The following is a 26,615-nucleotide window of genomic DNA, read 5'->3' on the forward strand; positions in this document are numbered from 1 at the left end:
AAACAGGATGATTGAAACGAATTTCTGGCTGTTCCTGGCCGCCGCTTGTCTCATCGCCGTCATTCCCGGCCCTGGCATCTTCTACGTCGCGGCACGGACCTTGTCGGAAGGGCGCGGCAGCGGCTTTGCGTCGACCGCCGGCACCGCGCTCGGCGGACTGGTTCATGTGGTCGCGGGCAGCCTCGGCATCTCCGCGATCATCCTTGCCAGCGCCGAGTTGTTTGCCGCGTTGAAATTTGTCGGCGCACTCTATCTGGTCTGGCTCGGCATCAGGACCTTTCGCCGCGCCGGCGGCGCGCTGTCATTCGACAGCGAGCCCGTCGGCGACAAGCGCGCCTTTCGCGACGGCGTGCTGGTTGAGGCGCTGAACCCGAAGACCGCCGCATTCTTCCTCGCCTTCATTCCGCAGTTCCTTGATCCGGCTGGATCGAGCCCGGCACTGCAATTCATCATGTTGGGTGCGATCTCGGTGACGCTGAACACGCTCGCCGATATCGTGGTGGTGCTGATGGCCTCCGCGACACGCACGCAGTTGATCGGAAAGCCGCATCTGATGCGACGTCTCACGCAAGGCTCCGGCGTCTTCATCGCAGGGCTCGGCCTGTCGCTTGCACTGGCGCGGCGGCCCGTGAATGGATAGCTCCGCGATGCTCGCCCCGCAAAGCCGCACGTACGAGTCTCATGGCCTGCAGCTGCACTACGCCGACTGGGGCAACGACGACGCCCCCGTCGCCGTCCTGATTCACGGCGGCCGCGATCACTGCCGCAGCTGGGATGTCATCGCCCGGTCACTGCAGCCGCATTTTCACGTGCTCGCACCCGACCTGCGCGGTCACGGCGATTCTGACTGGACCAGGGGCGGCAGCTACGCGCTGACGGAGTATGTGTATGATCTCACCCAGCTCGTCCGCGCCATCGCAGCGCATCAAGTGACTCTCATCGGGCATTCCATGGGCGGCATGGTCAGCCTGATCTTTACAGGGTCGTTCCCCGAACAGGTCTCGAAGCTGGTCGTGCTCGACGGCGTGACGATGTTGCCGGATACACGAAAACCGCCGGCGCATGAGCGCATCGGCAAATGGGTTGGTCAGCTCGACAAGCTGCACGACCGCGTACCGCGCCGCTATCCGACCCTAGAAGCTGCGGCGGCACAGATGGTGCTTCACAACAAGCGGCTGTCCCGTGACCTCGCGCTGCATCTCGCCACCCACGGCGCGCGGCAGAATGAGGACGGCACCTATAGCTGGAAGTTCGATCCCTACCAGCGTGCCTCTGCGCCGCACCGGCTCTGGCCGGACGATCACATCGCGCTGTGGTCGCGCATCACCTGTCCGACGCTGCTCTTGAATGCCGGCGAAAGCTTTCTGGCTGGCGCCAGGGCCGCGGGCCTGGAGCGCTACTTCCCGCAGGCGCGCGTCGAGACCATTGCCGGGGCCGGACACTGGCTGCAGCATGACAAGCCGCAGGAGGTGTTGGGTGAGATCAGGGAGTTTCTTGGACTGACCTAACTCAGCGTCCCCGCGTGCACCCACCAGCCGGAATGATCCCTGCGGATCTGCTCGGCGGCGGCATGCGCATCAGTGGGCGCGCCATAGATCGCAAAGCATGTCGCACCGGAGCCGGACATACGCGCGAGCTTGACTCCGGCGGAGCCACGCAAGGCTTGCAGCACGTCGCCGATGACAGGCTCGATGCGCATCGCGGGGGCTTCGAGATCGTTTGGGACGGTCTCGAGAGTGTCGACCCAATCGGCAATGGAGGCGCCCTCGTCCGGCCAGGCCGCGGCGTCGAGCACGGACGTGGCGCCGACTAGAAGTTCACCGTTGCGCAGGCCCAGCGCCTTGAACACATCCTTGGTCGCGACCGGCACGCGCGGATTGACCATCACGCAGGGCATGCTCGGCAGCATCAAGGGCAGCAGCTGCTCGCCCACACCGGTCATGTCGCAGGCACGCGAGAACAGACACACCGGCACGTCGGCGCCGGTCGCAAGCGCAACCTTCTGGAGGCGAGGATCGTCGAACGACAGATTGTTGAGACGCGCCAGCAACCGCAGCGCCGCCGCGGCGTCGGCCGAGCCGCCGCCGATGCCGGCTGCGACGGGAAGCACCTTGTCGAGCGTGAAGGCGCCCAGCTTCAGGTGCGGCACGGCCTCGGCCAGGAGCTTGGCCGCCTTGAACACGAGGTTGTCGGCCATATCGCCGCAGGCCGCCGCGAGCGGCCCCGTCGTGGTGAGCTTCAGCTCGCCGCCGGGCTCCAGCGTGAGCCGGTCGGCGCAGTCGGCAAAGGCGACCACGCTTTCGAGATCATGATAGCCGTCGGTACGGCGGCCGACTACGCGAAGGCTCAGATTGACCTTCGCGCGCGCTTCTTCAATCAACGCCGGCATTGGCGACACGCCCCCAGAACTTAGTTCTTCCTACGCATGATCTTGCCGGAAAACCGCTACACGCTTTTCCGGATCATGCGCTCAACTCAGCCGCCCTTGCCGTCGTCCTTCTTCTTCTCCTTCTCCGCCTGCGCAGCCGAGGAGTTCGAATTGTCGTCGGTCATGCCGTTTGCGATCTTGGCCTCGATCTTCGGAAGCTCATCCGGCTCAGGCTTGAGATCGCGGGCGTGCGCCCACTGGAACTTGGCTTCCAACGTGCGTCCGACACGCCAATAAGCGTCGCCAAGGTGATCGTTGATGGTGGGATCCTCGGGCTTGAGGTCGATCGCCCGCTCGAGGTTCTTCACCGCCTCCTCGTAATTGCCGATGCGGTAATGGGCCCAGCCGAGGGAATCGACGATGTAGCCGTCATCCGGGCGCTGCTCGACGGCCCGCTTGATCATCTTCATGCCTTCGTCGAGATTGACGCCCTGATCGATCCAGGAATAGCCGAGATAGTTGAGGACGTGCGGCTGGTCGGGCTGTAGCTCGAGCGCCTTCTTCATGTCGGCTTCGGCCTTGCCCCACTGCTTGGAGCGCTCCTCGCAGATGCCGCGATAATAGTACCAGACGCTGTTGGCCTTATCGTTGCCGGCCGGCAGCACGTCGATGCCTTGCGAATAGGTCGCGCCGCAGTCGCCGAATTTCTTGCGGCCGCGCTCGATATTGCCGAGCGCCATGATGGCTTCGAGATCCTTGGAATCCTCAGTGGTGACGCCCTTGAGAATCTTGATCGCCTCTTCGGTGCGATCGGCGGAATCCAGATCGATGGCGAGCTGGATCTGGGCGTTGCGCTTGAGCGGCGAGGACGACGGCACCCGCTCATAGACCTTGATCGCCATCTGCGGCCGCTTCACCGATTCATAGAGATCGGCGAGCGAGAGCAGCGCCAGGGGATGGGTGGGCTGGAGGTAGAGCGAGAGCTGGAGATAGACCAGCGCCAGATCCTCGCCGCCGCGGCGGGTCAGCGTGGCGCCGATGCCGTAGAGCGCTTCGGCGGCGCCGGCTTGCGCGGAATCGGCCAGCGGGGGCATCTTCTTTCCTGCCTTGGTGTCACGCAGGCCTTCCACGATCAGCGGGTGGCGGGCGAGCTTCTTGTCGAACGCCTGGTAAACGGTGGTCGCGGCGGCCGAGTCCTTGTTGCGCGACAGCCAGCGCGCATAGGCCTCGGTGACGCGCAGCATGGAATCGTCGAGCTTGTAGGCGCGCTCGAACCGGGTCCCCGCGTCCTTCTCCTTCCCGGAGAGTTCGAGGATCATGCCGGCGTGGAGGTCCTTGAACAGCGGATACCATTCCGGACCGGCCAGCTTGTCGATGATCGCGACGCCGCCCTTGGCGTCGCCCGCACCATAGGCGGCCCAGCCCGACAGCAGCGTGGCGACGAGATCGGTGATCGGACCGCGGATCGACTGGTTGATGTTGGTCTGCGCGGTCGCGTACTTCTTGAACTTGAGATCGTGCACGCCGACGACGAGGCGCGCAACGCGGTTAGTCTTGTCGATGGTCAGGATGCGCTCGGCGAGCTTGACGGCTTCGTCGATGTCACCGTCGGCAACCGAGGAGATGAAGGCGCGGTCGAGCAGCTCGTTGTTCTTGGGATCGGTGCGCAGGGCCGAGCGATAGAACGCGGCGGCCGAGGCCGCATCGCGCTCGACGCTGGCGTGGCGGGCGGCGAGATAGCTGCCGGAGCTGGTCAGCGACTTCAGATCGTTCCGGGTCGGAAATTGCGCCGCCGTATCGGACGGATGGTCCGGCGTCTGCGCCAGGACCGCGCCGGGGACCGTCGCGATCGCTGTGCCCAAGAGAGCAATGGCGGCAACAGTCCAGCGGTTGAAACGATTTGAAAACATCAGGGCTCGCCTTGAGTTGGTAGTGCCTGGGTTTGCAGCAAAAGGCCGTATCGCATGCGAACGCGGCCGGTGGCATTGGGACCCGGAACCGTCAGGCCGACAATGCCGCTTTTGGCGCTTCGCTGCAAGGATTCGGACCGGGCGATCCCCTCCGCACGTCCCAAATCGGCCACGAGCGCCCCAAGACGCCGGTAGTATGGCCTTATCGTGGCCCCCGGCGCGTGTGGTACCCCCTCACGCGAACGTGCCACAATGCCTGTTCACGTCACCCAGGTCACATTGTGCCTGCCTTGATGACCCCGCCTACATCGCCTCGTAGTTCGGGCCGCCGCCGCCTTCCGGGGGAACCCAGGTGATGTTGCCGTTGGGGTCCTTCACGTCGCAGGTTTTGCAGTGGACGCAATTCTGGGCGTTGATCTGGAAGCGTGGGCTCGAACCCTCCTCGATCCATTCATAGACCCCGGCCGGACAATAGCGATTCGATGGACCGGCGAACACGTCGTGCTCCGAGGTCTTCTGCAGGTTCATGTCGATGACCTTGAGATGGACCGGCTGGTCCTCCTCATGATTGGTGTTGGACAGGAACACCGAGGACAGCTTGTCGAAGGAAATCTTGCCGTCCGGCTTCGGGTAGTTCCTCGGCGCGTGAGACTTGGCCGGATCAAGCGTGGCTCGATCCGGCTTGGCGTGCGACTGGGTCCCGAACAGCGAGGCGCCGAACAGCGTGTTGCACCACATGTCGAAGATGCCGAGCCCGGCGCCGATGAAGGTGCCGAACTTCGACAACAAGGGCTTGGCGTTGCGGACAGGATAGAGGTCCTTACCGACCACGGAATCGCGCCAGGCGTTCTCGTATTCGACCAGCTCATCATTAGCGCGGCCCGCAGCGAGAGCCGCGTTAACGTGTTCGGCCGCGAGCATGCCGGTGCCCATCGCATTGTGCACGCCTTTGATGCGGGGCACGTTGACGAAGCCGGCCGCGCAGCCGATCAGCGCACCGCCCGGGAAGCTCAGCCGCGGCACCGACTGGTACCCGCCTTCGGTGATGGCGCGCGCGCCATAACCCAGCCGCTTGCCGCCTTCGAGCGTCGCACGGACGGCCGGATGGTTCTTGACGCGCTGGAATTCGTCGAACGGCGACAAATAGGGGTCGCTGTAGTTGAGATGAACGACGAAGCCGATCGACACCAGGTTCTCGTCATAATGATAGAAGAACAGGCCGCCGCCAGTGTTGTTGTTCAACGGCCAGCCGACGGCGTGCTGCACCAGACCCTTCTGGTGTTTGGCCGGATCGATCTGCCAGACTTCCTTCAGTCCGATGCCAAATTTCGGCGGCTCACTCTTGGCGTCGAGCGCGTATTTCGCGATCAGCTGCTTCGACAGACTGCCGCGCGCGCCTTCGGCGAACAGCGTGTACTTGCCGAGCAATTCCATGCCGCGGGTAAAGGAGTCCTTCGGCTCGCCGTCCCGGCCGATGCCCATGTCGCCGGTGGCGATGCCGCGCACCGCGCCATTGTCGTAATAGAGCACTTCAGCCGCGGCAAAACCGGGATAGACCTCGACGCCGAGCGCTTCCGCCTTGCGCGCGAGCCAGCGGCACACGTTGCCGAGCGAGCCGATATAGCAGTGATGGTTATCCATCAGCGACGGCATGATGAAGTTCGGCAGCTTGATCGCGCTCGTCTCGGTGAACCAGAAGAAGCGGTCGTCCTTGACCTGCGTCTTCAGGGGACAGTCGGAATCCTCGCGCCAGTCCGGGATCAGTCTGTCGAGGCCGGCCGGGTCGATCACGGCACCGGAGAGAATATGTGCGCCGACCTCGGAGCCCTTCTCCACCACGACAACGTTGAGATCGGCATTGATCTGCTTCAGCCGGATCGCCGCGGCCAGGCCCGAGGGGCCGGCGCCGACGATGACGACGTCGAATTCCATGGATTCGCGTGGGGGAAGTTCTTCGGTGCTCATCTGATCTCAGCCCTTGAGACGGTCCCTGGTCGATTGCGCCCTCTTGTTTCCGATTTTTCCGGATAGGACAACCACGGAATCGCGTTCCGCCGGGGTGCAAGGCGTCCCAAACTGATATAAGGGTCTGACTTTCCAAATGATCCCCGAACCCGCGCCCACCGTCCGAGAGCTTCTCGCCTTCTATCTGGAGGCTGGTGTCGATTGCGCGCTCGTGGAGGAACCGATCGACCGCCTGGCGGAAGTCGACGTCCCGCCTCCGGCCCCGCGCGCGGCACCTCCGGTCGAGGCACCGCGGCCGGTGGCAGCACCCGCGGTGATGCGCGGCGAGGCCGCTCCCGCGCCCGACATCGCGATCGCCTCGGCGCGCGAGGCCGCACGCACCGCGCCGACCCTGGAGGCGCTGCGCGAGTTGATGCAGAGCTTTGACGGCTGCGCGCTGAAGCACACGGCGACACGGTTGGTCTTCGCCGACGGCAATCCGCAGGCGCGCATCATGTTCGTCGGCGAGGCACCGGGCCGCGACGAGGACATCGAGGGGCTGCCCTTCGTCGGGCGCAGCGGCAAGCTGCTCGATTTGATGATAGGAGCCATAGGCCTCAACCGCACCACCGCCTACATCGCCAACGTGATTCCCTGGCGGCCGCCCGGCAACCGCACGCCGACGCCGCAGGAGACGCAAATCTGCCTGCCGTTCATCCAGCGTCAGATCGAGCTGGTGAATCCGGATGTGCTGGTGACGCTCGGCAATCCCTCGACGCAGACGCTGCTGTCGACCCGCGAGGGCATCATGCGCACCCGCGGCCGCTGGTTCGACTACGAAACGGGCGGGCGCACCATCCGCGCGCTGCCGACCTTCCACCCCGCCTATCTGCTGCGCTCGCCGTCGTACAAGCGGCTGGCCTGGCAGGATCTGCGCGCGATTGCGAAAGTGCTGGGGCAAAGCTCTGCTTAACCCCACGGAAGACGGCCGCGGCTACGTCCCCTTCGGCCGCACGATGGCCCAGCCGATGCGCAGGAGTTGCTGGCGTCCGGTCACCAGCCATTCGAAGGCACGCGGCACTTCCGGGACGATGCCGGGAAAGCGCGCGAGGATGTCCGGCGGCGGGGTGCCGGCGGTATCGGAGGCGCGCCAGACCACGACGCCGCCGGTCTCGCTGAATTTGGCCTCATTCATCCAAGGCGTACGCGCGGGTTCGGCATCGATGAAGAGATGCGGCCGGCCGGAATGCAGCGTGATCAAGCTTGCAAGCTGGGTCTCGCCGGCGACCGCGCGCAGGCGATGATTGGTGCGGCGGGCAAAGCTCTCGTCGAAGAAGTCGGAAATCGCCCGCGCCGGCATCGAGGTCGCGATCTCGTTGGCACCGGTCCAGGGCAGGAACAGGACGGCGAGCACGACGCCGATCGCGGGCGCCACGACGGCGGCGGCCCACACCATCCGCAGCATCCTCGCGCGGCGCATCGCGATGAGATCGCCGGCCGCCACGACCACGGCAAGCCCCGACAGGACCAGCACGACGCCGGCGCCGCCGAGGACGGTGTCGAGGCCCAGCAGGCCGGAGATCAGAACCGCGCCGAGCGCCGGCGCCAGCGCGAAGAAAAAGACGAAATTGCGCGCGAGCGGCTCGACCGGCGGGCGGTAGATAATCGGCGCGTCCTCGCTCTTGGGAACGAACAGGCTGGTGTTGAGGACCGTCAGCGCCGGGATCGCCGCAGCACCGAGCAGGAGCCCCCCGAGGAGCCAAGCCGCGTGCAGCGCGCGGGCATTGAGCTCTGCGACCTGCGGCAAGGACGGCAGGACGAGTGCCTGGGCGCCCATCAGCCAGACGACATAGGGCAATGCCAGCACAGCGACGACCACCAGCGCAAACAGCGGATCGAATGCGCGCAACGTGCGGCGGCCGCCCGCGGTTGCGAGCGCGAACGCGACGATCAGCAGCAGCAGGAAGACCGCAGCCGGCGTTGTCAGCAGCAGGAGGCCCGCCTCGATCGACCAGGCGAACCAGGCATTGCCGCGGCGCTGTCCGATGATCTGCCAGGAATGCAGCAGCAGCAGTGCCCAGAGCGGCCGCGCCAGCACCAGGTGGCCAAAGTCGAGCGCGGGCGAGGAGAAGGCCAGCAGCGTCATGGTCAGCAGCACGGCCAGCACCGCGTGCTGGGGACCGACCACCGCGCGGGACAGATGATAGAGCGTGATGAGGGTCGCGATCCCGCAGAGCTCGGCCAGGACGTAGACGCCGAACACGTGACCGCCAGCGGCACGATAGGCGATGTCGGCGAGCCAGACCGGCAGGGGCGGGCCCAAATCAGTGCCGACCTGGTATTCGCGGCCGAAGGCCAGCAGGGTCGCAAGGCTGCCGGGTGGACTGCGATAAAACACCAGCGCCACGAACAGCCACATCGCGGCCTGCAACAACACGGCGATCCACACGATCAGCCGCGGCCGCGCGCGAATGAGCTCGATGACCAGGGAGGTAAACCGCATGCAACGTCCGAAAGATGCAGCCAACCCGTTCAGCCGGCCCTAATCGCTCACGAGTGTTTTGATAGAGGGCGTGACGCGTCGTGGCAACGGCAGTCTGCCCGTCATGCCCGGGCTTGTCCCGGGCATCCACGTTCTTGGGAGCAGGCGGCAAAGACGTGGATGGCCGGGTCAAGCCCGGCATGACGATGCAGATGCTGCGGGACGAGACCCTAGAGACCCGCTGAGATGTCGATTTCGACATTCGCTTCCACCTCGATCTCGGTCACCGCAAACAGGTCCTGCACCGGCTCGATCGTCCAGGGCATGTGCTTGGCGCGGGCGGCGACGACGGGGGCGAAGAAGCTGCGGTGGTGGACGGTGGGACCGAGGCGGTCGAGCGCGTCGAGATGCTCGGGAACGGCGTAGCCCTTGTGCTGCTCGAAACCGTAGCCGGGGCAGTCCTGGGCCAGCGCACACATCAGGCGGTCCCGCGTCACCTTGGCGATGATCGAGGCCGCTGCGATCGACAGGACGATGCCGTCGCCGCCGATCACGGCCTCGCAATCGCATTCGGTGTCGAGACGGTCGCGGCCATCGACGAAGACGTGCCGGGGCTGCTCGGGCAGCGCCACCACGGCGCGCTTCAAGGCCCACAGCGAGGCGCGCAGGATGTTGTCGCGGTCGATCCGGGAGCGCGAGGCGACGGCCACCGAGACCTGGGCGCTGGCGCAGATCTTGTCGAACAGCCTTTCGCGCTCCTCGGCCGTCAGGCGCTTGGAATCGTCGATGCCGCGCGGGATGCGGTCGGGATCGAGAATTACCGCCGCCGCCACCACCGGACCGGCCAGCGGCCCGCGGCCGGCCTCGTCACAGCCCGCCACCGGCCAGACGCCGCGCTTGATCAGCGCGCGCTCGCGGCGGAAGCTTGGGGCGACGATGATGGCGCCATTCTTTCCCGCGCTCTTGCCAGCCGGCACCCTGGCCATTTTTTTGGGCGCAGCCTTCTTATTAGCCGCGCCATCGTTGGCCGCGCCTTTGGCCGGCTTCTTGGCGGATTGATCCCGAATCATGGCCGCGATCGTGCGCAAGGCGCCTCGGCTGCGCAACCGGGAACCTCCGTGAATTCCCGCTATTCAAAATCAGCCGCCCTATTCCGCCAGATGCACTCGCCGGTCCTCGCCGACTTCGATGCCCGGCGCGACCACAACCTCCCAGGCATGGCCGTCAGGATCGGCGAAATAGCCGGAATAGCCGCCGTAGTTGGTCTCATGCGCGGCCTTCAGCAGCGCGGCTCCCTTGCTGACGGCGAAAGCCAGCACCGCGTCCACCTCCTCGCGCGCGCGACAGTTCCAGGCGAGCGTCATGCCGCGGAACGTCGATGGCCTCGGATTATCAGGCAGCTTGGCGTCGGCCGCGAGCTGATCCCAGGGAAACAGCGCGAGCACCGGACCGCCGGTGTCATAAAACGCAACCGCCTCACCGGTCACCTTCAGCCGGCGCGAGAAACCGAGCGCGTCGTAAAAGGCGATGCTGGCGCGGATGTCATTCACGCCCAGCGTGATGACCGTGAGCCGTGGGATTGAAGCCGGCAGTTCCTTACTCATACGACACTCTCCCACTTCGGCCTTCAGAACAGGCTGAGCTGATCGCCATTCCGCTTCGGCTTGGCAAAATGATCCGTCGTCAGCTTGGAGCGCCGTTTGTTCAGCCCGAGCCTGTCGCAGGCGATCTCGAAGCGGCGGCCGATGGTCCAGGCCATCGGTCCGGTGCCCTTCATGCGCTCACCCCATTTCGCATCGTAGTCACGGCCGCCGCGCATGTCGCGGATCAGCGTGAAGACGTGGCGATAGCGATCCGGATAGTTCGCCATCAGCCATTCGCGAAAGAGATCGCGCACCTCGAGCGGCAACCGCAGCAACACGTACGAGGCTTCCTTTACGCCGGCATGGGCGGCGGCATCCAGGATGCGCTCGATCTCGGAATCGTTCAGCGCGGGGATGACGGGCGCGACCATCACGGTGGTCGGAATGCCGGCCTCGGCGAGCTGCTTCAGCGCCTGCAGCCGCTTCGGCGGCGTGGACGCCCGCGGCTCCATGGTGCGCGCCAGTTTCGGATCGAGCGAGGTCACGGAGATCCCGACCTTGGCGAGGTTGCGCTTGGCCATGCGCGCGAGAATGTCGATGTCGCGGGTCACCAGCGCCGACTTGGTGACGATCCCGACCGGATGGCCGGCGCGCTCCAGCACCTCCAGAATGCCGCGCATGATTTTGCGCTCGCGCTCGATCGGCTGATAGGGATCGGTGTTGGTGCCGATCGCGATCATCCGCGGCTCGTAGCCGGGCGCAGCAAGTTCCTTCTCGAGCAGCGCTGGCGCCTCCGGCTTTACGAACAGCTTCGATTCGAAGTCGAGCCCCGGCGACAGGCCGAGATAGGCATGTGTCGGCCGCGCGAAGCAATAGACGCAGCCGTGCTCGCAGCCGCGGTAGGGATTGATCGAGCGGTCGAAGCCGATGTCGGGAGAATCGTTGCGGGTGATCACCTTGCGCGAGGTGTCGACCCCGATGGTGGTCTTGAACGGCGGCAGCTCTTCAAGGCTCTGCCAGCCATCGTCGAAGGCAACGCGCGCCTCGGCCTCAAAGCGGCCGCTGGCGTTGGATTGCGCACCCCGCCCTCGCCTGCGCTGCTTGTCGATGGCGACCGCAAGCTCAGGGAAAGCAGAAGGCGCACCCGCCGGCTCGGAGGGCGCCGTGACCGGCGGGTGCTTGAGAGCATGAGAGGATGCTGGACTCATGAAGCCAAGATAGCACGTCAAAGGAACAAATCAAGAACACAAACAAAAACGTGAAAACAACCCCATGCACAGTAGAGCTGCCCAAACTTCGGGCGGGCATTTTGAGTTCACGCAACACCTGCGTCACCGCATCCCGTTTGATCCGGGAGGGATCGATCGTCGCGGAACATGGTTGGTGACGATCGCTGGGTGAAGGTCGGCAAGAACATGACAAATCAACAACAATTGGCCGTCGCGAGCAGCGACCTCGATCTGCTTGATCGCTACTGGCGCGCTGCGAACTATCTCTCCGTCGGGCAAATCTACCTGCTCGACAACCCGCTGCTCTGCGAGCCGTTACGGCCCGAGCACATCAAGCCGCGTTTGCTCGGCCATTGGGGCACGACGCCCGGTTTGAACTTCATTTATGCCCATCTCAACCGCGTCATCCGCGCGCTGGACCTGAGCGTGATCTATGTCTGCGGTCCCGGCCACGGCGGCCCCGGCATGGTCGCCAACACCTATCTCGAAGGCAGCTACAGCGAGATCTATCCCGATATCGCACGCGATACCGACGGATTGCGCAAGCTGTTCCGGCAGTTCTCCTTCCCCGGCGGCATCCCGAGTCACGCGGCGCCGGAAACGCCGGGCTCGATCCATGAAGGCGGCGAGCTCGGTTACGCGCTGGTGCATGCCTACGGCGCGGCATTCGACAATCCCGACCTGATCGTCGCCTGTGTCGTCGGCGACGGCGAGGCCGAGACCGGCCCGCTCGCGGCGTCCTGGCACTCCAACAAGTTCCTCAATCCTGCGCATGACGGTGCGGTGCTGCCGATCCTGCATCTCAACGGCTACAAGATTGCCAATCCGACCGTGCTCGGGCGGATGCGCGACGAAGAGATCCGCGCTCTCTTCCGCGGGCTCGGCCACGAGCCGCTGTTCGTCGAGGGCGACGATCCCAAATTGATGCACCGGGCCATGGCGGACGCGCTCGACGTCGCGCTCGCCGGCATCCGGTCGATCCAACGGCACGCCCGCGACGGCCGCAACAGCGTCGAACGCCCGCGTTGGCCGATGATCGTGCTGCGCAGCCCGAAGGGCTGGACCGGCCCCAAGGAAGTCGACGGCAAGAAAGTCGAAGGCTTTTGGCGTGCGCATCAGGTGCCCGTCGCGAACTGCCGCGAGAATCCGGCGCATCTGAAGATTCTCGAAGACTGGATGCGCAGCTACGAGCCGGAAAAGCTGTTCGACGCGAACGGCGCGCTGATTACCGAGCTCCAGGCGCTCGCGCCCGAAGGCAATCGCCGCATGGGAGCCAACCCGCACGCCAATGGCGGCCTCCTGAAGAAGGAACTGAAGCTGCCGGATTTCCGCAGCTTCGCCGTCGAGGTAGCTCAGCCCGGCGGCGGCGTGGCGGAGGCAACCCGCGAGCTCGGCAAATTCCTGCGCGACGTCATCCGCCTCAACGCCGAGGCGCGCAACTTCCGCATCATGGGTCCGGACGAGACCGCATCAAACAGGCTCGATGCGGTGTTCGAGGCCACCGAACGTGTCTGGATGGAGCCGACAAAACCGTACGACGTGCATCTCGCCCAGGACGGACGCGTGATGGAAGTCCTGAGCGAACATCTCTGCCAGGGCTGGCTGGAGGGCTATCTGCTCACGGGCCGACACGGCTTCTTCTCTTGTTACGAGGCGTTCATCCACATCGTGGATTCCATGTTCAACCAGCACGCCAAATGGCTGAAGGTGACGCGGCATCTGTCGTGGCGGCGCCCGATCGCCTCGCTCAACTATCTGCTCACCTCGCATGTCTGGCGTCAGGACCACAACGGCTTCAGCCATCAGGATCCCGGTTTCGTCGATCTCGTCGCCAACAAGAAGGCCGATATCGTCCGCATCTACTTCCCGCCGGATGCCAACACGCTGCTGTGGATCGCCGATCACTGCCTGCGCACCTATGACCGCATCAACGTCATCGTCGCCGGCAAGCAGCCGGCGCCGCAATGGCTGTCGATGCAGGAGGCGGCCACGCATTGCGACGCCGGCATCGGCATCTGGAGCTGGGCCGGCACGGAAGACGCGAATAGCGAGCCCGATGTCGTGATGGCCTGCGCCGGCGACGTGCCGACATTGGAGACGCTTGCGGCCGTCGACCTGCTGCGCAAGGCCCTGCCCGAGCTGAAGATCCGCGTCGTCAACGTCGTCGACCTCATGACGTTGCAACCTAGCGAGCAGCACCCGCACGGCTTGTCCGATCGCGACTTCGACAGCCTGTTCACGCGCGACAAGCCTGTCGTCTTCGCCTATCACGGCTATCCCTACCTGATCCACCGGCTGACCTATAACCGCACCAACCACGCCGGGATGCATGTGCGTGGCTTTGCCGAGGAAGGCACCACCACGACACCGTTCGACATGGTCGTGCTCAACGGGCTCGACCGCTATCACCTCGCGATCGAGGCGATCGAGCGCGTGCCGGGTCTCGCGACCAAGGCGGCGCAGGTGAAGCAGCAATTCCGAGACAAGCTGATCGAGCATTCGCGCTACGTGCGCGAATACGGTGAGGACATGCCGGAAATCCAGCAATGGGTCTGGCAGAACAGCGCTGGCGGCAACACGCCGGCCGAAGCTGGCGATTGACGGCGGCCATGTCGAACTCGGTTCTCGTTTTCAACTCGGGATCGTCGAGCATCAAGTTCGGCCTGTTCGACATCTCGGCGGCCGAGCCCACCCTGCTTTGCAAGGGTCTGCTCGACGAGCACGAGACGAAGCCGCGGCTCGTCGTGAAGAGCCCTGCGGACGAAGACCTGTTCGAGAAACGGAGGGAAGCGTCGGATGCGGACAGCGATCATCTGTTCGCCGACGTGCTCGGCCTCGTCGAGGATCGCTTCGGCGACCATCGCTTGCGCGCTGTCGCCCACCGCGTCGTCCATGGCGGTCCGGACTATTCCGGTCCGGTCGCGTTGACGGATGATGTCTACGCGAAGCTGGAGGCGCTGACGCCGCTGGCGCCGCTGCACCAGCCGCGGTGCCTGGCGCCGATCCGCACCATCAGGGCGTTAAGGCCCGACCTGACACAGATCGCCTGTTTCGACACCGCCTTTCACCATGGCCTCGCGCCGCCCGCCAGCCGTTTCGCTATTCCGAGACGCTATGAAGGGCGCAGCGTCCGGCGGTACGGATTTCACGGCCTCTCGTTCGAATATGTCGCGGGACGGCTCGCTGGAATCGCGCCGCAGCTCGTCGCAAAGCGCACGGTGATCGCGCATCTCGGCAACGGCGCGAGCCTTTGCGGCTTGCGCGATGGCCGCAGCATCGACACCACGATGGGCCTGACACCGCTCGACGGGCTGATGATGGGCACGCGCTGCGGCACGATCGACCCCGGCGTCCTGCTCTATCTGCAACAGCACGAGAAGATGTCGGTCGAAGATGTCCAGCACCTGCTCTATCACGAGTCGGGCCTGCTCGGCGTCTCCGGCATCTCCTCGGACATGCGCGTGCTGCTTGCGAGCAGCGAGGCTGCGGCGGGGGAGGCGATCGAGCTCTTCACCTTCCGCGCCGCGCAGCAAGTGGCGGCGATGGCGACAACGCTTGCGGGGCTGGACTGCCTGGTCTTCACCGGCGGCATCGGCGAGCATGCCAGGGAAATCCGCAGCGCGATCGGTGAGCGTCTCGGCTGGCTCGGCGTGCGCATCGATGCTGCGGCCAATGACGCGGCGCGCGGGCGTATCAGCAGCGGCGATAGCACAGTCGATATTTTCGTCATTCCGACGAATGAGGAACTGATGATCGCACGGCATTGTGCGGCGGTGCTACGAACGATTTGAGCATGATGGCAACTCTTACTTCCCTTCCCCCCTTGCCTTGCGGGAGAAGGTGGCGCGAAGCGCCGGATGAGGGGTTTTCTCCGCACTCGCATATGCAACTGAGTATGCGGAGATGACCCCTCACCCGAGCGAGTTCGTGTCTCGTTGCGGTGCTGCCCTCTCCCACAAGGGGCGAGGGCACAGTAACGCGCATCTCGCTCGCAGAGCTAATGCGTCCCCGACCATATCTGGAAACAGCCGATCGCGACCTCGATCACGATCAGCACCACCACCGCGATTTCGAGGCGGAGCGAGCGCTGGGTGTCGATGATGTCGGTGAGAGCGTTGGCGGTCTCGGACACGGCGGTGAGCTTGCGCTCGAGCGTGTCGAGGCGCTCCTTCAGTTCGTACTCGTCTTCCAGGCGGGCATAGAGCCGGTCGAGCTCGGGTTTCTCCCAGAGCACGTCCGGCTTCTCGGCCACCGCAACACGGCCGGCGACGCGCTGCTGCACGAGAAGCGCATTGCCGATCAATTGCAAGATGCCCTTGCGCCGGGGCGGCGTGCGGCCCTGCTCGGCGAGCCTGCGCGCAAACGGTTCGATCACGTCGAAGACCGCGGCGACGCGGCGCTCGTCACGCGCGAGCGAGGTGCTCTTGGCCAGTGCGTCCGCGATCAGCAGCAACCGCTCGTCGGAAAATTTGGCGAGACAGATCGGGCCGCCCGGCAGGATCGCCTCGGCGCTTTCATCCTTGCAGAGTTGCGCCTGCGCGATTTCCTCCTCATAGGGGCTGAATTCGCCGATCACGCGGGGCTTCAGGCTGTCGATCAGCACCTTCTCCTCCGAAGGGAGGAGGCCGATCAGCACCACGACGCCGTAGCGGAAGATTACCGCAAGGCCGGCATGGACGCGGAAGGCGGCCGGCGTCGAGGAGACGGTCGCACCCATCTCGAGGCCGGACGGATTGATGCGCTCACCCAGCATCACGGAACGGATCCGCAAGGTCGGCGCGCCGTCCGGCCTGGGAGATGTTGCCGGCGAGCTAACAGCAAGTTGATCGGCGTTCATGCGAAGCCCTCGTCAGCAGCTTGATTGCAAATCTTTCCCGCTCCCGCGCTCGTCCGCTGTCGCATCCTGTTCTGCCAACCTCCGCATTAATACGGTCAGGACTGGTCGGCGCCGACACATTTGGCAATATCTTCACCCCGCACGGGAATATTTGGATGCGACGGCCGCAGCGGTTTACCATCGTATACCGAGACGCGGCCGAAAAGTTGCACTCGGCAGCGCCGCATGTTTATGACAACATTATATAATGAGCTACGCTTCTCCCGAAGTGCAGACAGTAAAGCCTCAATCATGCTGAGCGTCATCATCCCGACCGAAGGCGTCGAGCAGACCGCGGTTGCGACTCTGGCCGCGCTGGTACCCGGCGCCGCTGCAGGCATCATCCGGGAAGTGCTCCTGGTCGACGGCACCCGCAATGGCGTCATCGAGCGCGTTGCCGACGTCGCGGGCTGCCGTTTTATCGGCTTCGAGGGATCCTCGCAGGGCGCCGCGCTCGCCGCCGGCGCACTCCAGGCCCGTTCACCCTGGCTGATGTTCCTGCCCGCAGGCGCCGTGCTGGAAACCGGCTGGATCGAGGAGACCACCCAGTTCATCCAGGCCGTCTCGACCAGCGGCCGGCATCGTGCGGCTGTCTTCCGCTATGCGCGCTCGCCCTACGCCGATGCCGGATTGCGCGACATCCTCCTGGCCGTGATGCGCAAGCTAGTCGGCCCCTTCGGCGATCAGGGGCTTTTGATCGCGCGTGATCACTACGACCGGATCGGCGGCTACCCGCCCCAGGCGCGCCGCTCCGAGGCGCGGCTGCTCCGGCGGCTCGGCCGCTCGTCCCGCATCATGCTGCGCAGCCGGATCGTCATGGTCGGCTGACGCCCACCTGATACTTGCCAAAGTTAAATAATTGTTTGACAATGGCAAGTATCGAGGTGACCCATGTCATTCAACGGTACCGACGACCCCATCGCAGCGGTCCGCGCCTTCAACCGCTTCTACACTCGCAAGCTTGGCGTGCTCGACCAGCACCTTGGAAAGAGCCCGTTCTCGCTCAGCGAGGCCCGCGTGCTCTACGAACTCGCGCAACGAGACGACCTTGCCGCAAAGGAGATCGGCAACGAGCTCGGCCTCGACCCCGGCTATCTCAGTCGCATCGTGCAAAGCTTCGACGAAAAGGGGCTGATCACCCGCAGGCCCTTGCCCGCGGATCGCAGGCAATACCAGCTCAGCCTCACCGCCAAGGGCCGCCAGGCCTTTGCCAAGCTGAACTTGGGCTCGCAAAACGAGGTCGCCGCAATGCTGGCTCAGATTTCGGCCAGCGATGCAACACGGCTCACGCAGGCTATGGCGACCATCGAGGCTGTGCTGGAGCAACGTCGAAGCCAGCCAGCTGCTTTCATGCTGCGCAGCCATCGCGTCGGCGACATGGGTTGGGTCATCTCCCGGCAGGCTGCCGCTTATGCGGCCGACTACAACTGGGATATCAGCTACGAGGCCCTGGTCGCCGAGATCTGCGCACAGTTCATCAAGGACTATGACGCCGCGCGCGAGCACTGCTGGATTGCGGAAGTGGGTGGCGAGCCGGTCGGCTCGATCTTTCTGGTCAAGGCCACCGACGAGATTGCCAAGCTGCGCCTGCTGCAGGTGGAGAAGAAAGCGCGGGGCCTCGGTATCGGCCGCGCGCTGGTCGAGCAATGCATCCAGGGCGCACGCGAGAGGGGCTACAGCAAGATGACGCTGTGGACGCAAAGCATCCTGGTCGCCGCGCGCGGCATCTATCAAAGTGCAGGCTTCAAGCTGGTGAAGGAAGAGAAGCACCACAGCTTCGGTGCCGATCTGATCGGCGAGACCTGGGAGCGGGATCTGTAGCGCTCTCGCAACCAGCGAGATGCGCATGAATGCGCCCTCGCCCCTTGTGGGAGAGGGAGCGCCGCAGGTGGACACAAGCTCACTTGGGTGAGGGGTTTGTTCCCGCGAACGACTCTCTCGCAGTGCGCGCGGAGAGAACCCCTCATCCGGCGCTTCGCGCCACCTTCCCCCACAAGGGGGGAAGGGAAGAAAGCGCGCTTACACCGTCGCGCCTTGCGCCTTCGGCCGGCGTAGATGCTCGTCCAGGCGCGGCATGATCTCGACGAAATTGCAGGGACGCGTGCGGTAGTCGAGCTGGGCTTTGAGAATGCCGTCCCAGCCGTCGCGGCAGGCGCCGGGCGAACCTGGGAGGCAGAAGATGTAGGTCGCGCCAGTCACGCCCGCGGTGGCGCGGCTCTGGATCGTCGACGTGCCGATCTTGGCGTGGCTCAGCATGTGGAATGCGATCGAGAAACCGTCCATGCGCTTCTCGAACAGGGGCTCGATCGCCTCCGGCGTGACGTCGCGCCCGGTGAAGCCGGTGCCGCCGGTGGTGATGACGACGTCGACGCCCGCGTCCGCAATCCAGCGGCGGATGACGGCGCGGATCGCCTCGACGTCGTCGGTGACGATCTCGCGCGCGGCGAGATGATGGCCGGCCGCGATAAGGCGGTCGGCGAGCGCTTGGCCGGACTTGTCGTCAGCCAGCGCGCGCGTGTCGGAAACGGTGAGCACCGCGATGTTGAGCGGGACGAACTGTTTCGTTTCGTCGATGGAGGCCACGACTTCACTCCTGCTTCACCAACCACCGCCTCGGAAGGACGGATAGCTACAACGCCCCGCTGCCGAACGTGTTGCAGGCCTGGACCGTGCCCTGCTGGTAGCCGGTCATGAACCACTGCTTGCGTTGCGCCGCCGACCCGTGGGTGAAGGAATCGGGAACGACGCGGCCGGTGGACTGGCGCTGCAGCGTGTCATCGCCGATCGCGCTCGCCGTGGTGAGCGCGGCGTCGATGTCGCCCGGCTCCAGGAAGTTCGGCCGCTTCTTCGCCTCGCGATTGACCCAGACACCTGACAGGCAGTCGGCCTGCAATTCGACCTTCACCTGGAGCGCATTCGACTCCGCCTTGCTGCCGGCCTGCTGCTGCAGCCGCGTCACGCGCGGAATGATGCCGAGCAGGTTCTGGATGTGATGGCCGGCCTCATGCGCGATGATGTAGGCGGTGGTGAAGTTACAGGCGGACTTGCCGGAGCAGCCGCGAAAACGCGTCTCGACCTCGCGGAAGAAACCGGTGTCGAGGAAGATGGTCCTGTCGGGCGGACAATAGAACGGTCCCATCGCCGACTCTGCCCGGCCGCAGCGCCCGCCATTGGTGACGTTGCGGAACAGCACGACCTTCGGACCTGTAAAGGACTGGCCCGAGGCCTGGAAGATCTCGCTCCAGCGATCGTCGATCTCGCCGAGGATGCCCGAGATCATGCTGCCCATCTCGTCGGTCGGCGCACCGCGCCTGGCGTTGGACGAGGACTGGCGATCGGTCTGGTAAGACGGCGCCTGGCCGCCGCCGGTGAGGATCTCGGCGCCGCCGATCAGGATGCGCGGATCGATGCCGAAGGCGTAGCCGACCAGGCCGAGCACGATGATGGTACCGATACCGAGCCCGCCGCCGCCCATGGGGAGGCCGAACCCGCCTCCTCCACCACCGCCGCCACCATCGTCGCGACGATCCTCGATGTCGTCGCTGCGGCGGAAATCATCGTAGCGCATGGCGGCTTCCCTCGGTCCTGGCTTTATTCGGCGCACAAGCGCGAAAGCTCAACGCGCCACACACTTAAAATTTCCGTTGCGTTAATCAATATCCCGGTCGGCAATTATTGCCTAGTGCGACAGCATGGCCATGCCAGCAATTTTTTCCCGGCATCGAGCAATTTTTTCCGAGAGAAATTTGCAGTCATTTTGCGCTCCGACCACCCCCGCAACGCGAAGAAATGCAAAATACACTGTAAAACACGGTGAATGCGTGCAGCAAACCACGCGCGACGTACGATACGAGGGCTGCTCACGAAAGCGGCGGGTTAAGTCGATTTTTACTTTGCCGCTTCAATGTAACGGTCAGTCGGTTGTTTGGTCCCGCGTCGCCGACAGCGTCGCCTGAGTCAGAGTTCTTGAGTCATGGTAGAGTCGCGTCGCGGGGCGTCTGCAAGGGCGCCCCGCACAAATTTTGAGTCTCCTTCGCACAGCATCGTCCTCGGTGATTGCGTCGCGGAGATGTCGAAGCTTCAGGCTGGTTCGGTCGACCTGGTGTTCGCCGATCCACCCTATAATCTCCAGCTCAAGGGTGATCTCAAACGCCCCGACGAATCGCATGTCGATGCCGTCGACGACGACTGGGACAAGTTCGATTCATTCTCCGCCTATGACGATTTCACCCGCGCCTGGCTGCTTGCGGCCCGCCGCGCGATGAAGCCGTCGGCGACGATCTGGGTGATCGGCTCCTATCACAACATCTTCCGCGTCGGGGCGATCATGCAGGACCTCGGCTTCTGGCTCCTGAACGACATTGTCTGGCGCAAGACCAATCCGATGCCGAACTTCCGCGGCCGCCGCTTCACCAACGCGCACGAAACCATGATCTGGGCCGCGCGCGACGAGAAGGCCAAGGGCTACACGTTCAATTACGAGGCGCTGAAGGCCGCCAATGAGGACGTGCAGGCACGGTCCGACTGGCTGATCCCGCTCTGCACCGGCGAGGAGCGCCTCAAGGGCGCCGACGGCAAGAAAGTTCACCCGACGCAGAAGCCGGAAGGCCTGCTCGCGCGCGTGCTGCTGTCGTCCTCCAAACCCGGCGATCTCGTGATCGATCCCTTCAATGGCACCGGCACCACCGGCGCGGTCGCAAAGCGCCTCGGCCGCTCCTATATCGGCTTCGAGCGCGACAAGACCTATGCGAAAGCGGCCGAGGCGCGCATCGCCGCGGTCGAGCCGCTGCCGGAGGCAAGCCTCGCGCCCTTCATGACCGCGCGCGAAGCCCCGCGGGTGGCATTCTCCGAGCTGATCGAGCGCGGCATGATCATGCCCGGCACCAAGCTGTTCGATGCCAAGAAGAAGCTCGGCGCGCTGGTCCGCGCCGACGGCGCCATCATGTTCGGCGACAAGGTCGGCTCCATCCACCGCATGGGCGCGGTGGCGCAAGGCGCGCAAGCCTGCAACGGATGGACCTTCTGGCATATCGAAACCAAGAAGGGTCTCAAGCTGATCGACGAGCTCCGCGCCGAGATCCGCGCCGGCATGGCGGCTGGATAGCTTTCCTTTTCGTCATTCCAGGCGCGCCTCCTGGCGCGAGCCCGGAATGAGAAGACTGGTTGAACACGGCCGCCGCCGGGACTAGATTGATCGCCTACGCCCCGTCTTGACCGGTCGAGCCATGCGACGACAGTCCGAGACATTGCTGGTGGTGCCGCTGCTGCCGATCTTCCTGGTCGGCATGTTTCCGATGTTCCTGATCGCGCTGCTCGGATTTTTCGGCCTCGCCTTGTTTGGCGTGCTCGTGATCTGCGTCGGGCTCGCCAGCAGCAATGAGGCACACGACAGCTTCAATCACGACGTCATCGTTCACGGCTATGCGCGGGGATCGGAGCGCAAGACGCGGGCTTCCGACATGCATATCGCTACCCGGCTCGGGCTGCGCCTGGAGGCCGTTGGCGCGGCCATGGTCATTACGGCGGCGATCGGCCTTTATTGCGCCGGCTGATCTGCGTGGCGCGCAGATACCGCCCGGCAAACTCGCCGGTTGCTCTCCCCGATGAGGTTCAGGCAAGACAAGGCCGCTTGCGGACATGTTGCTGCCGCTCTCGGCCAACAATCAATGGGGAGACGCCCGATGCTCAAATTCTATTTCAACGGTTCGCCGAACCCGACCAAGGTCGCGCTGTATCTCGAAGAGTCCGGCCTGCCCTTCGAGCCGGTGAAGATCGACACGCGCAAGGGCGAGCAGTTCACGCCGGACTATCTGAAGATCAATCCGAACGGCAAGGTGCCGGCGATCGACGACAACGGCACTATCGTGTTCGATTCCAACGCCATCCTGCTCTATCTCGCCGAGAAGACCGGCAAATTCCTGCCCGCCGCCAATTTTCGCGGCGAGATGCTGTCATGGCTGATGTTCATCGCCACTGGTGTCGGGCCGTATTCGGGTCAGGCCGTGCACTTCAAGCATTTTGCGCCGAAAGACCAGAACCACGATTACGCGCATAACCGCTACCAGTTCGAGACCGATCGTCACTACAAGATTCTCGACGGTCACCTCACCAGCCGCGGCTACATGGTCGGCGACAGCTATTCGATCGTCGACATGGCGCTGTGGGGTTGGGCACGGATGGTGCCGTTCAAGCTCGGCGACGACGCCTTTGCGCGATACCCGAACGTGAAGCGGCTGGTGGACGAGATCTCGGCGCGGCCCGCGGCGGCGCGCGCGGTCGCGCTGAAGGACAAGTTCACCTTCAAGGCTGAGATGGACGACGAGGCGCGCCGCAACATGTTCAAGCACATGACGACGAAAGTGGCCTGATCGCGCCACGTCACGATTCGAGGCCATGCGCATGCGCGTGGCCTTTTGCTTTTGAGGCTCAGGCGGCGTGGACCGAGTTCAGGAACTTGGCGACTTCGAGCTTCAACCGATTGCTCTCCGCCGACAGCGAGCGCGCCGCCGAGAGCACCTGCGAGGAGGCCGAGCCGGTTTCGGAGGCGCCGCGCTGCACGTCGCCGATGTTGGACGACACAAGCTGCGTGCCTTGGGCGGCCTGCTGGACGTTGCGGGAGATCTCCTGCGTGGCCGCGCCCTGCTGCTCCACGGCAGCGGCGACCGTCGACGAGATCTCCGACAGCCGCTCGATGGTGCCGCTGATTTCCCTGATCGAGCCGACCGACTCCTCGGTCGCGGCCTGGATGCCCGAGACCTGCTGGGCGATCTCGCCGGTGGCCCTCGCGGTCTGCTCGGCGAGCGCCTTGACCTCCGAGGCGACCACGGCAAAGCCGCGACCGGCTTCACCCGCGCGCGCCGCCTCGATGGTGGCGTTCAGCGCCAGCAGGTTGGTCTGGCCGGCGATGGTGCTGATCAGCTCGACCACGTCGCCGATGCGGGCCGCAGCCTTTGAGAGCTCGCTGACGCGCGCGTTGGTCTTGGTCGTCTGGCCGACGGCCTCGCTCGCAATGCGGGCCGCTTCCTGCACCTGGCGGGCGATCTCCGTCACCGACGAGGAGAGCTCTTCGGTCGCCGAGGCGACGGCCTGCACGTTGGCCGTGGCCTCCTGCGATGCGGACGACACTTCCGTGGACAGATCCTGCGCGCGGGTCGCGGTTGCGGTCAGGGTGCCGGCGGAGGCTTCGAGCTCGTGCGATGCCGACGACACCGTATCGACGATCTCGCCCACCGCCTGCTCGAACTGGTCGGCCAGTTTGACCATGTCGGCTTTGCGGCTCTCCGCCTGCCGCGCCTCGACCTCGGTCTGCTCATGGCGCAGGCGCTCGGTCTGGACCATGTTGTCCTTGAACACCTGGATCGCCATCGCCATGTTGCCGATCTCGTCGGCCCTGCCGCGGCCGGGAATTGCGATCTCGAGGTTGCCGCCGGCGAGCAGCCCCATCGCGCGGGTCATCGAGGTCAGGGGACCGACGATGCTGCGGGCGATCAGGAAGGCGACGATGCCGCCGAACAGGATGGCGAGACCACCGGCGATTTCCTGAATCGACGTCGTTCCGGCAATCACGGCTTCGGCATTGGTGCGCGAGTCCCGATAGTCCTTCTTCAAAGTGATTTCCGCGACCTTGAGCTTGCCGATGCTCTCGACGATCAGCGGTGCCAGGTTCTTGTGATAGATCTCGTCTGCCTGGAGCATCGCGGCCGACGTTGTCTCGAACGCGGATTTGTAGATCCCGAGCGAGGTCTTCACCGGCGCGAGCGTAGTTCGCAATTCCGCCGCCTGTGGGCTCTTTTCGATCGCTGCGAGGCGCTGTGATGCCCTGTCCACGTTGGTCCTGAAGTTCGCGGGCCCCTTGACGTCGCGCAAGGCCAGGAAACGCCAGTTCGCGATCTGGACGAGAAGCAGCCTGGATTCGAGATCCGCGACGAGCGCCGCGGTGTCTTCATCGACGGCTGCGCGCGCCGTATCGACCAACTTGCCCATCTTGACTGTCAGTTCGTCGCCGCTTGGCAGCAGCGTCGCCTTGCCCGTCCTCGCCTCGTTGACGGCGTCGCCGAGATTGTCGCGCAGGCTTTTCATCTTGGCGATGTCGGCGATGAGGCCGTCGTAAAGCTTTCGGCGCTCTTCCGAGAGCGTGCCCTTTGCCCCGGCCTGCAAAAGCTCGGTTGCCGCGGCCTCCCGCTCGGCGGCCTCCTTCATCGCAGGCTCGCTGGCGTCGTAGATGTAACGCAGATTGGCGCGCTGGATGGCCTGAAGATGGGTGGAAATCTCCAGCACCCGCGCGGTGCTGTCCGAAAGCGCCGATTGTCTTCCGACCTGATCCTGGACCGCCCACAAATTCCAGACGGCGACCACCGCCATCACGAGACCAACCGCCACCAAGGCCATGAAACCCGCGTACAGGCGTCCCCTGATCCGCAAACGAAAACTCGGCATTCCCACTGTCCACCCAGATGCATGTCAATTCGAGCGGCCGGCCTAATCCGGCGATCGTCACCGGCCACCCTAGCAGCCGCGCGTCGCGTCTTTCGCGACCCACGCTGCACCGCGGCACAATGGCGGACACTCGTTAATTGAACCTTCAAATTTTTCGCGCGCGCATGCGTCGGATGACACAACATCTGCTGATTTTATCGGCAGGTCGGCAAGGTTTTGGCGCAAAGGCTGCAGCGGCGTGCATGCCGCTGCAGCCGATCCGGCCTGCGCCACCGAGACGACCATTGCCGAGTGCGGCCGACCACACCGGCCGGACGCGACCCGCTCCATCCGCTCAGCTCGCGGCCCTCACGGCTGTTTGCGGAAACGGGCCGAGTGCCTTCTCGGTCAGCACCGAGTCGCAATATTCCCGGATCTCCTTGATCTTGCCCTCCTCGATACGAAACACGAGACAGTAATCGTTGTCGTAGCGCACCCCCTCGGGCGTGACGTTGTCGCCTTTCGCTTCGACGACGACGATATCGCCATCGGCGATGAAGCGGTGGGCGACCGTCCGCGTCCGGTTAACAAGGCGGGTCCGCACATAGGCATGCAGATCGTTGAGGATCGCCTGCTTGCCCGAAAAGGTGCGCGACCAGGAGTACTGGCCGGTCACGACCCATTTGGCGTCGTCGGCAAGACTTTCGGTGAACAAGGCGCGGTCACGCGCGGCCGGATCGGGACTGGCGGCGGCGGCAAAGATATCCTGCATCAGTTTCTTGTTGGCGCTCGCGTTCATGGCGGCATCTCCTTTGGTGAGAACAATGAGATCATCACCGCCGGCTCGTAATTCTTCAAATCGATAGCGGATATGATATCTATTCGCCTCATGAATTTGAATTCGCTTGACCTCAATCTCCTGACCGCGCTCGACGCGCTGCTGCGCGAGGCCAGCGTCAGCCGCGCCGCCTTGCGGATCGGGCTGTCGCAGCCGGCGGCGAGCCATGCGCTCCAGCGCCTGCGCGACATCTTTGGCGATCCGCTCCTGGTGCGCACAGGCGCGCGGATGGAGCTGACGCCGCGGGCACAAGCCTTGCGGGGGCCGCTGGCGCAGGCGCTCGACCAGGTGCGCGGGCTGTTCGCGCCCGACGATTTCGACGCCGCCCGCAGCGAACGGCAATTCCGCCTGATGATGCCGGATCTCGCGGTCGAGCTCCTGATGCCGCCCTTGATGGAGAAGGTGACGCGCCTTGCGCCCAATGTCCGCATTGAAATCGTGCCGTGGCGGGGACCTGCGATCTTCAACACCGAGTTCGCCCGCACCATCGATCTCGTGATCTCGATCGGCAACGTGTTCAAGGGTTTTCATCGGCAGTTGCTCTACACCGACAGCGACGCGCTGGCGGTGCGGCGCGGCCATCCGATGGCCGCGAAGCTGAAACGGCGCGAAACGTTCCTGGCCGCACGCCATGTCGGCGTCATCATCCGCGGTAGCGCGGAGGACCTGATCGACACCTGGCTGCGCGCCAAGGGCATCGACCGGCACATTTCACTGGTTGTCCCCGGTTACCTCGAAGCGCTGCACGTCGCCGCCCGCACCGACCTTGTCGCCTTCGTGCCGCGCCGGCTGATCGCGGCGCTGTCGAAGCAACTCGGCCTCGTCACGATGACGCCGCCGCTCGACCCCGGCATCGACGAGCAGTTCATGTTCTACCCGACCCGCGCACAGATGGATCCCGGCTCGATCTGGTTGCGGCGGCTGATGCTGGAGACGGGGCGGGAATTGGAGAAGAAATCTTCCTAGGGGG

The 26,615-nt window shown here is 64.6% G+C and carries 23 protein-coding genes; 11 read left to right on the forward strand and 12 right to left on the reverse strand.

Annotated elements, in window-relative coordinates; translation table 11 throughout:
• The first annotated feature begins 7 nt into the window (after positions 1–7).
• Positions 8–640, forward strand: a complete 633-nt coding sequence (locus tag IVA88_RS09455; RefSeq protein WP_247497020.1) for a LysE family translocator — start codon at positions 8–10, stop codon at positions 638–640.
• Between the two features lie 7 nt (positions 641–647).
• Positions 648–1,508, forward strand: a complete 861-nt coding sequence (locus tag IVA88_RS09460; RefSeq protein WP_247497021.1) for an alpha/beta hydrolase — start codon at positions 648–650, stop codon at positions 1,506–1,508.
• Here the strand turns inward: IVA88_RS09460 and IVA88_RS09465 are convergent.
• The 3 genes from IVA88_RS09465 to IVA88_RS09475 form a co-directional block, all read right to left on the reverse strand.
• On the reverse strand, positions 1,505–2,389 hold the full coding sequence (locus tag IVA88_RS09465; RefSeq protein WP_247497022.1) for a 4-(cytidine 5'-diphospho)-2-C-methyl-D-erythritol kinase: 885 nt from the start codon (positions 2,387–2,389) through the stop codon (positions 1,505–1,507). The two genes, IVA88_RS09460 and IVA88_RS09465, sit on opposite strands and share 4 nt — an antisense overlap.
• 86 nt (positions 2,390–2,475) lie before the next feature.
• Positions 2,476–4,278 (reverse strand): tetratricopeptide repeat protein, encoded by a 1,803-nt coding sequence (locus IVA88_RS09470; protein ID WP_247497023.1) that lies wholly within the window; start codon positions 4,276–4,278, stop codon positions 2,476–2,478.
• 303 nt (positions 4,279–4,581) lie between these two features.
• Entirely contained in the window at positions 4,582–6,243 is a 1,662-nt protein-coding gene (locus IVA88_RS09475) for an electron transfer flavoprotein-ubiquinone oxidoreductase (protein WP_247497024.1), read from the reverse strand.
• Positions 6,244–6,379: 136 nt separating this feature from the next.
• On the opposite strand from IVA88_RS09475, the gene IVA88_RS09480 reads away from it, so the two are divergent.
• Entirely contained in the window at positions 6,380–7,195 is an 816-nt protein-coding gene (locus tag IVA88_RS09480) for a uracil-DNA glycosylase (RefSeq protein WP_247497025.1), read from the forward strand.
• A 21-nt stretch (positions 7,196–7,216) separates the two neighbouring features.
• On the opposite strand, the gene IVA88_RS09485 is transcribed toward IVA88_RS09480, so the two are convergent.
• The 4 genes from IVA88_RS09485 to IVA88_RS09500 all read right to left on the reverse strand — a co-directional run bounded on the left by IVA88_RS09485 (position 7,217) and on the right by IVA88_RS09500 (position 11,495).
• Positions 7,217–8,725: a glycosyltransferase family 39 protein gene (locus IVA88_RS09485; RefSeq protein WP_247497026.1), complete on the reverse strand. Its 1,509-nt coding sequence runs from the start codon at positions 8,723–8,725 to the stop codon at positions 7,217–7,219.
• Between the two features lie 209 nt (positions 8,726–8,934).
• Entirely contained in the window at positions 8,935–9,774 is an 840-nt protein-coding gene (locus tag IVA88_RS09490) for a ribonuclease HII (RefSeq protein WP_247497027.1), read from the reverse strand.
• Positions 9,775–9,852: 78 nt separating this feature from the next.
• Entirely contained in the window at positions 9,853–10,308 is a 456-nt protein-coding gene (locus IVA88_RS09495) for a VOC family protein (protein WP_247497028.1), read from the reverse strand.
• Positions 10,309–10,331: 23 nt separating this feature from the next.
• The gene (locus IVA88_RS09500; protein ID WP_247497029.1) at positions 10,332–11,495 is read right to left on the reverse strand and encodes a PA0069 family radical SAM protein; all 1,164 of its coding nucleotides are present in this window, start codon (positions 11,493–11,495) and stop codon (positions 10,332–10,334) included.
• 207 nt (positions 11,496–11,702) lie between these two features.
• Between IVA88_RS09500 and IVA88_RS09505 the strand changes: the two genes are divergently transcribed.
• Together IVA88_RS09505 and IVA88_RS09510 are read left to right on the forward strand one after the other, a co-directional pair.
• Positions 11,703–14,117 carry a phosphoketolase family protein gene (locus IVA88_RS09505; RefSeq protein WP_247497153.1) on the forward strand — a complete coding sequence of 805 codons (2,415 nt, stop codon included), beginning with the start codon at positions 11,703–11,705 and terminating at the stop codon, positions 14,115–14,117.
• 8 nt (positions 14,118–14,125) lie between these two features.
• Positions 14,126–15,307, forward strand: coding sequence for an acetate/propionate family kinase (locus tag IVA88_RS09510; protein ID WP_247497030.1), 1,182 nt, complete (start codon positions 14,126–14,128; stop codon positions 15,305–15,307).
• A 206-nt stretch (positions 15,308–15,513) separates the two neighbouring features.
• On the opposite strand, the gene IVA88_RS09515 is transcribed toward IVA88_RS09510, so the two are convergent.
• A complete protein-coding gene (locus tag IVA88_RS09515; protein WP_247497031.1) occupies positions 15,514–16,353 on the reverse strand; it encodes an RMD1 family protein in 840 nt (279 codons plus the stop codon).
• A gap of 291 nt (positions 16,354–16,644) precedes the next feature.
• Between IVA88_RS09515 and IVA88_RS09520 the strand changes: the two genes are divergently transcribed.
• Both IVA88_RS09520 and IVA88_RS09525 read left to right on the forward strand, forming a co-directional pair.
• Positions 16,645–17,220 carry a glycosyl transferase gene (locus IVA88_RS09520; protein ID WP_247497032.1) on the forward strand — a complete coding sequence of 192 codons (576 nt, stop codon included), beginning with the start codon at positions 16,645–16,647 and terminating at the stop codon, positions 17,218–17,220.
• 63 nt (positions 17,221–17,283) lie between these two features.
• Positions 17,284–18,213: a helix-turn-helix domain-containing GNAT family N-acetyltransferase gene (locus tag IVA88_RS09525; RefSeq protein ID WP_247497033.1), complete on the forward strand. Its 930-nt coding sequence runs from the start codon at positions 17,284–17,286 to the stop codon at positions 18,211–18,213.
• A 198-nt stretch (positions 18,214–18,411) separates the two neighbouring features.
• Here the strand turns inward: IVA88_RS09525 and moaB are convergent, their stop codons facing one another.
• Both moaB and IVA88_RS09535 read right to left on the reverse strand, forming a co-directional pair.
• The gene (gene moaB / locus IVA88_RS09530) at positions 18,412–18,975 is read right to left on the reverse strand and encodes a molybdenum cofactor biosynthesis protein B (RefSeq protein WP_247497034.1); all 564 of its coding nucleotides are present in this window, start codon (positions 18,973–18,975) and stop codon (positions 18,412–18,414) included.
• A 46-nt stretch (positions 18,976–19,021) separates the two neighbouring features.
• Positions 19,022–19,960, reverse strand: a complete 939-nt coding sequence (locus tag IVA88_RS09535; RefSeq protein WP_247497035.1) for a neutral zinc metallopeptidase — start codon at positions 19,958–19,960, stop codon at positions 19,022–19,024.
• 405 nt (positions 19,961–20,365) lie between these two features.
• Between IVA88_RS09535 and IVA88_RS09540 the strand changes: the two genes are divergently transcribed.
• The 3 genes from IVA88_RS09540 (at position 20,366) to IVA88_RS09550 (ending at position 22,760) form a co-directional block, all read left to right on the forward strand.
• Positions 20,366–21,496 carry a site-specific DNA-methyltransferase gene (locus IVA88_RS09540; protein ID WP_276577887.1) on the forward strand — a complete coding sequence of 377 codons (1,131 nt, stop codon included), beginning with the start codon at positions 20,366–20,368 and terminating at the stop codon, positions 21,494–21,496.
• A 121-nt stretch (positions 21,497–21,617) separates the two neighbouring features.
• A complete protein-coding gene (locus IVA88_RS09545) occupies positions 21,618–21,944 on the forward strand; it encodes a hypothetical protein (protein ID WP_247497037.1) in 327 nt (108 codons plus the stop codon).
• A 129-nt stretch (positions 21,945–22,073) separates the two neighbouring features.
• Positions 22,074–22,760 carry a glutathione S-transferase family protein gene (locus IVA88_RS09550; protein ID WP_247497038.1) on the forward strand — a complete coding sequence of 229 codons (687 nt, stop codon included), beginning with the start codon at positions 22,074–22,076 and terminating at the stop codon, positions 22,758–22,760.
• A 58-nt stretch (positions 22,761–22,818) separates the two neighbouring features.
• Here IVA88_RS09550 and IVA88_RS09555 read toward each other — a convergent pair whose 3' ends face one another.
• Both IVA88_RS09555 and IVA88_RS09560 read right to left on the reverse strand, forming a co-directional pair.
• A complete protein-coding gene (locus tag IVA88_RS09555) occupies positions 22,819–24,828 on the reverse strand; it encodes a HAMP domain-containing methyl-accepting chemotaxis protein (protein WP_247497039.1) in 2,010 nt (669 codons plus the stop codon).
• A 334-nt stretch (positions 24,829–25,162) separates the two neighbouring features.
• The gene (locus tag IVA88_RS09560; RefSeq protein ID WP_247497040.1) at positions 25,163–25,606 is read right to left on the reverse strand and encodes a nuclear transport factor 2 family protein; all 444 of its coding nucleotides are present in this window, start codon (positions 25,604–25,606) and stop codon (positions 25,163–25,165) included.
• 90 nt (positions 25,607–25,696) lie between these two features.
• On the opposite strand from IVA88_RS09560, the gene IVA88_RS09565 reads away from it, so the two are divergent.
• Positions 25,697–26,611 (forward strand): LysR family transcriptional regulator, encoded by a 915-nt coding sequence (locus IVA88_RS09565; RefSeq protein ID WP_247497041.1) that lies wholly within the window; start codon positions 25,697–25,699, stop codon positions 26,609–26,611.
• Positions 26,612–26,615 lie beyond the last annotated feature (4 nt).

It is taken from the genome of Bradyrhizobium sp. 149 (genome assembly GCF_023073915.1).
Lineage (GTDB): Bacteria > Pseudomonadota > Alphaproteobacteria > Rhizobiales > Xanthobacteraceae > Bradyrhizobium.

What these genes read in the sequence shown, in the direction of transcription:
- IVA88_RS09455 (WP_247497020.1), top strand. Translation starts at nt 8, where the DNA reads ATGATTGAAACGAATTTCTGGCTGTTCCTGGCCGCCGCTTGTCTCATC.
- IVA88_RS09460 (WP_247497021.1), top strand. Translation starts at nt 648, where the DNA reads ATGCTCGCCCCGCAAAGCCGCACGTACGAGTCTCATGGCCTGCAGCTG.
- IVA88_RS09465 (WP_247497022.1), bottom strand. Translation starts at nt 2,389, where the DNA reads ATGCCGGCGTTGATTGAAGAAGCGCGCGCGAAGGTCAATCTGAGCCTT.
- IVA88_RS09470 (WP_247497023.1), bottom strand. Translation starts at nt 4,278, where the DNA reads ATGTTTTCAAATCGTTTCAACCGCTGGACTGTTGCCGCCATTGCTCTC.
- IVA88_RS09475 (WP_247497024.1), bottom strand. Translation starts at nt 6,243, where the DNA reads ATGAGCACCGAAGAACTTCCCCCACGCGAATCCATGGAATTCGACGTC.
- IVA88_RS09480 (WP_247497025.1), top strand. Translation starts at nt 6,380, where the DNA reads ATGATCCCCGAACCCGCGCCCACCGTCCGAGAGCTTCTCGCCTTCTAT.
- IVA88_RS09485 (WP_247497026.1), bottom strand. Translation starts at nt 8,725, where the DNA reads ATGCGGTTTACCTCCCTGGTCATCGAGCTCATTCGCGCGCGGCCGCGG.
- IVA88_RS09490 (WP_247497027.1), bottom strand. Translation starts at nt 9,774, where the DNA reads ATGATTCGGGATCAATCCGCCAAGAAGCCGGCCAAAGGCGCGGCCAAC.
- IVA88_RS09495 (WP_247497028.1), bottom strand. Translation starts at nt 10,308, where the DNA reads ATGAGTAAGGAACTGCCGGCTTCAATCCCACGGCTCACGGTCATCACG.
- IVA88_RS09500 (WP_247497029.1), bottom strand. Translation starts at nt 11,495, where the DNA reads ATGAGTCCAGCATCCTCTCATGCTCTCAAGCACCCGCCGGTCACGGCG.
- IVA88_RS09505 (WP_247497153.1), top strand. Translation starts at nt 11,703, where the DNA reads ATGACAAATCAACAACAATTGGCCGTCGCGAGCAGCGACCTCGATCTG.
- IVA88_RS09510 (WP_247497030.1), top strand. Translation starts at nt 14,126, where the DNA reads ATGTCGAACTCGGTTCTCGTTTTCAACTCGGGATCGTCGAGCATCAAG.
- IVA88_RS09515 (WP_247497031.1), bottom strand. Translation starts at nt 16,353, where the DNA reads ATGAACGCCGATCAACTTGCTGTTAGCTCGCCGGCAACATCTCCCAGG.
- IVA88_RS09520 (WP_247497032.1), top strand. Translation starts at nt 16,645, where the DNA reads ATGCTGAGCGTCATCATCCCGACCGAAGGCGTCGAGCAGACCGCGGTT.
- IVA88_RS09525 (WP_247497033.1), top strand. Translation starts at nt 17,284, where the DNA reads ATGTCATTCAACGGTACCGACGACCCCATCGCAGCGGTCCGCGCCTTC.
- IVA88_RS09535 (WP_247497035.1), bottom strand. Translation starts at nt 19,960, where the DNA reads ATGCGCTACGATGATTTCCGCCGCAGCGACGACATCGAGGATCGTCGC.
- IVA88_RS09540 (WP_276577887.1), top strand. Translation starts at nt 20,366, where the DNA reads ATGGTAGAGTCGCGTCGCGGGGCGTCTGCAAGGGCGCCCCGCACAAAT.
- IVA88_RS09545 (WP_247497037.1), top strand. Translation starts at nt 21,618, where the DNA reads ATGCGACGACAGTCCGAGACATTGCTGGTGGTGCCGCTGCTGCCGATC.
- IVA88_RS09550 (WP_247497038.1), top strand. Translation starts at nt 22,074, where the DNA reads ATGCTCAAATTCTATTTCAACGGTTCGCCGAACCCGACCAAGGTCGCG.
- IVA88_RS09555 (WP_247497039.1), bottom strand. Translation starts at nt 24,828, where the DNA reads ATGCCGAGTTTTCGTTTGCGGATCAGGGGACGCCTGTACGCGGGTTTC.
- IVA88_RS09560 (WP_247497040.1), bottom strand. Translation starts at nt 25,606, where the DNA reads ATGAACGCGAGCGCCAACAAGAAACTGATGCAGGATATCTTTGCCGCC.
- IVA88_RS09565 (WP_247497041.1), top strand. Translation starts at nt 25,697, where the DNA reads ATGAATTTGAATTCGCTTGACCTCAATCTCCTGACCGCGCTCGACGCG.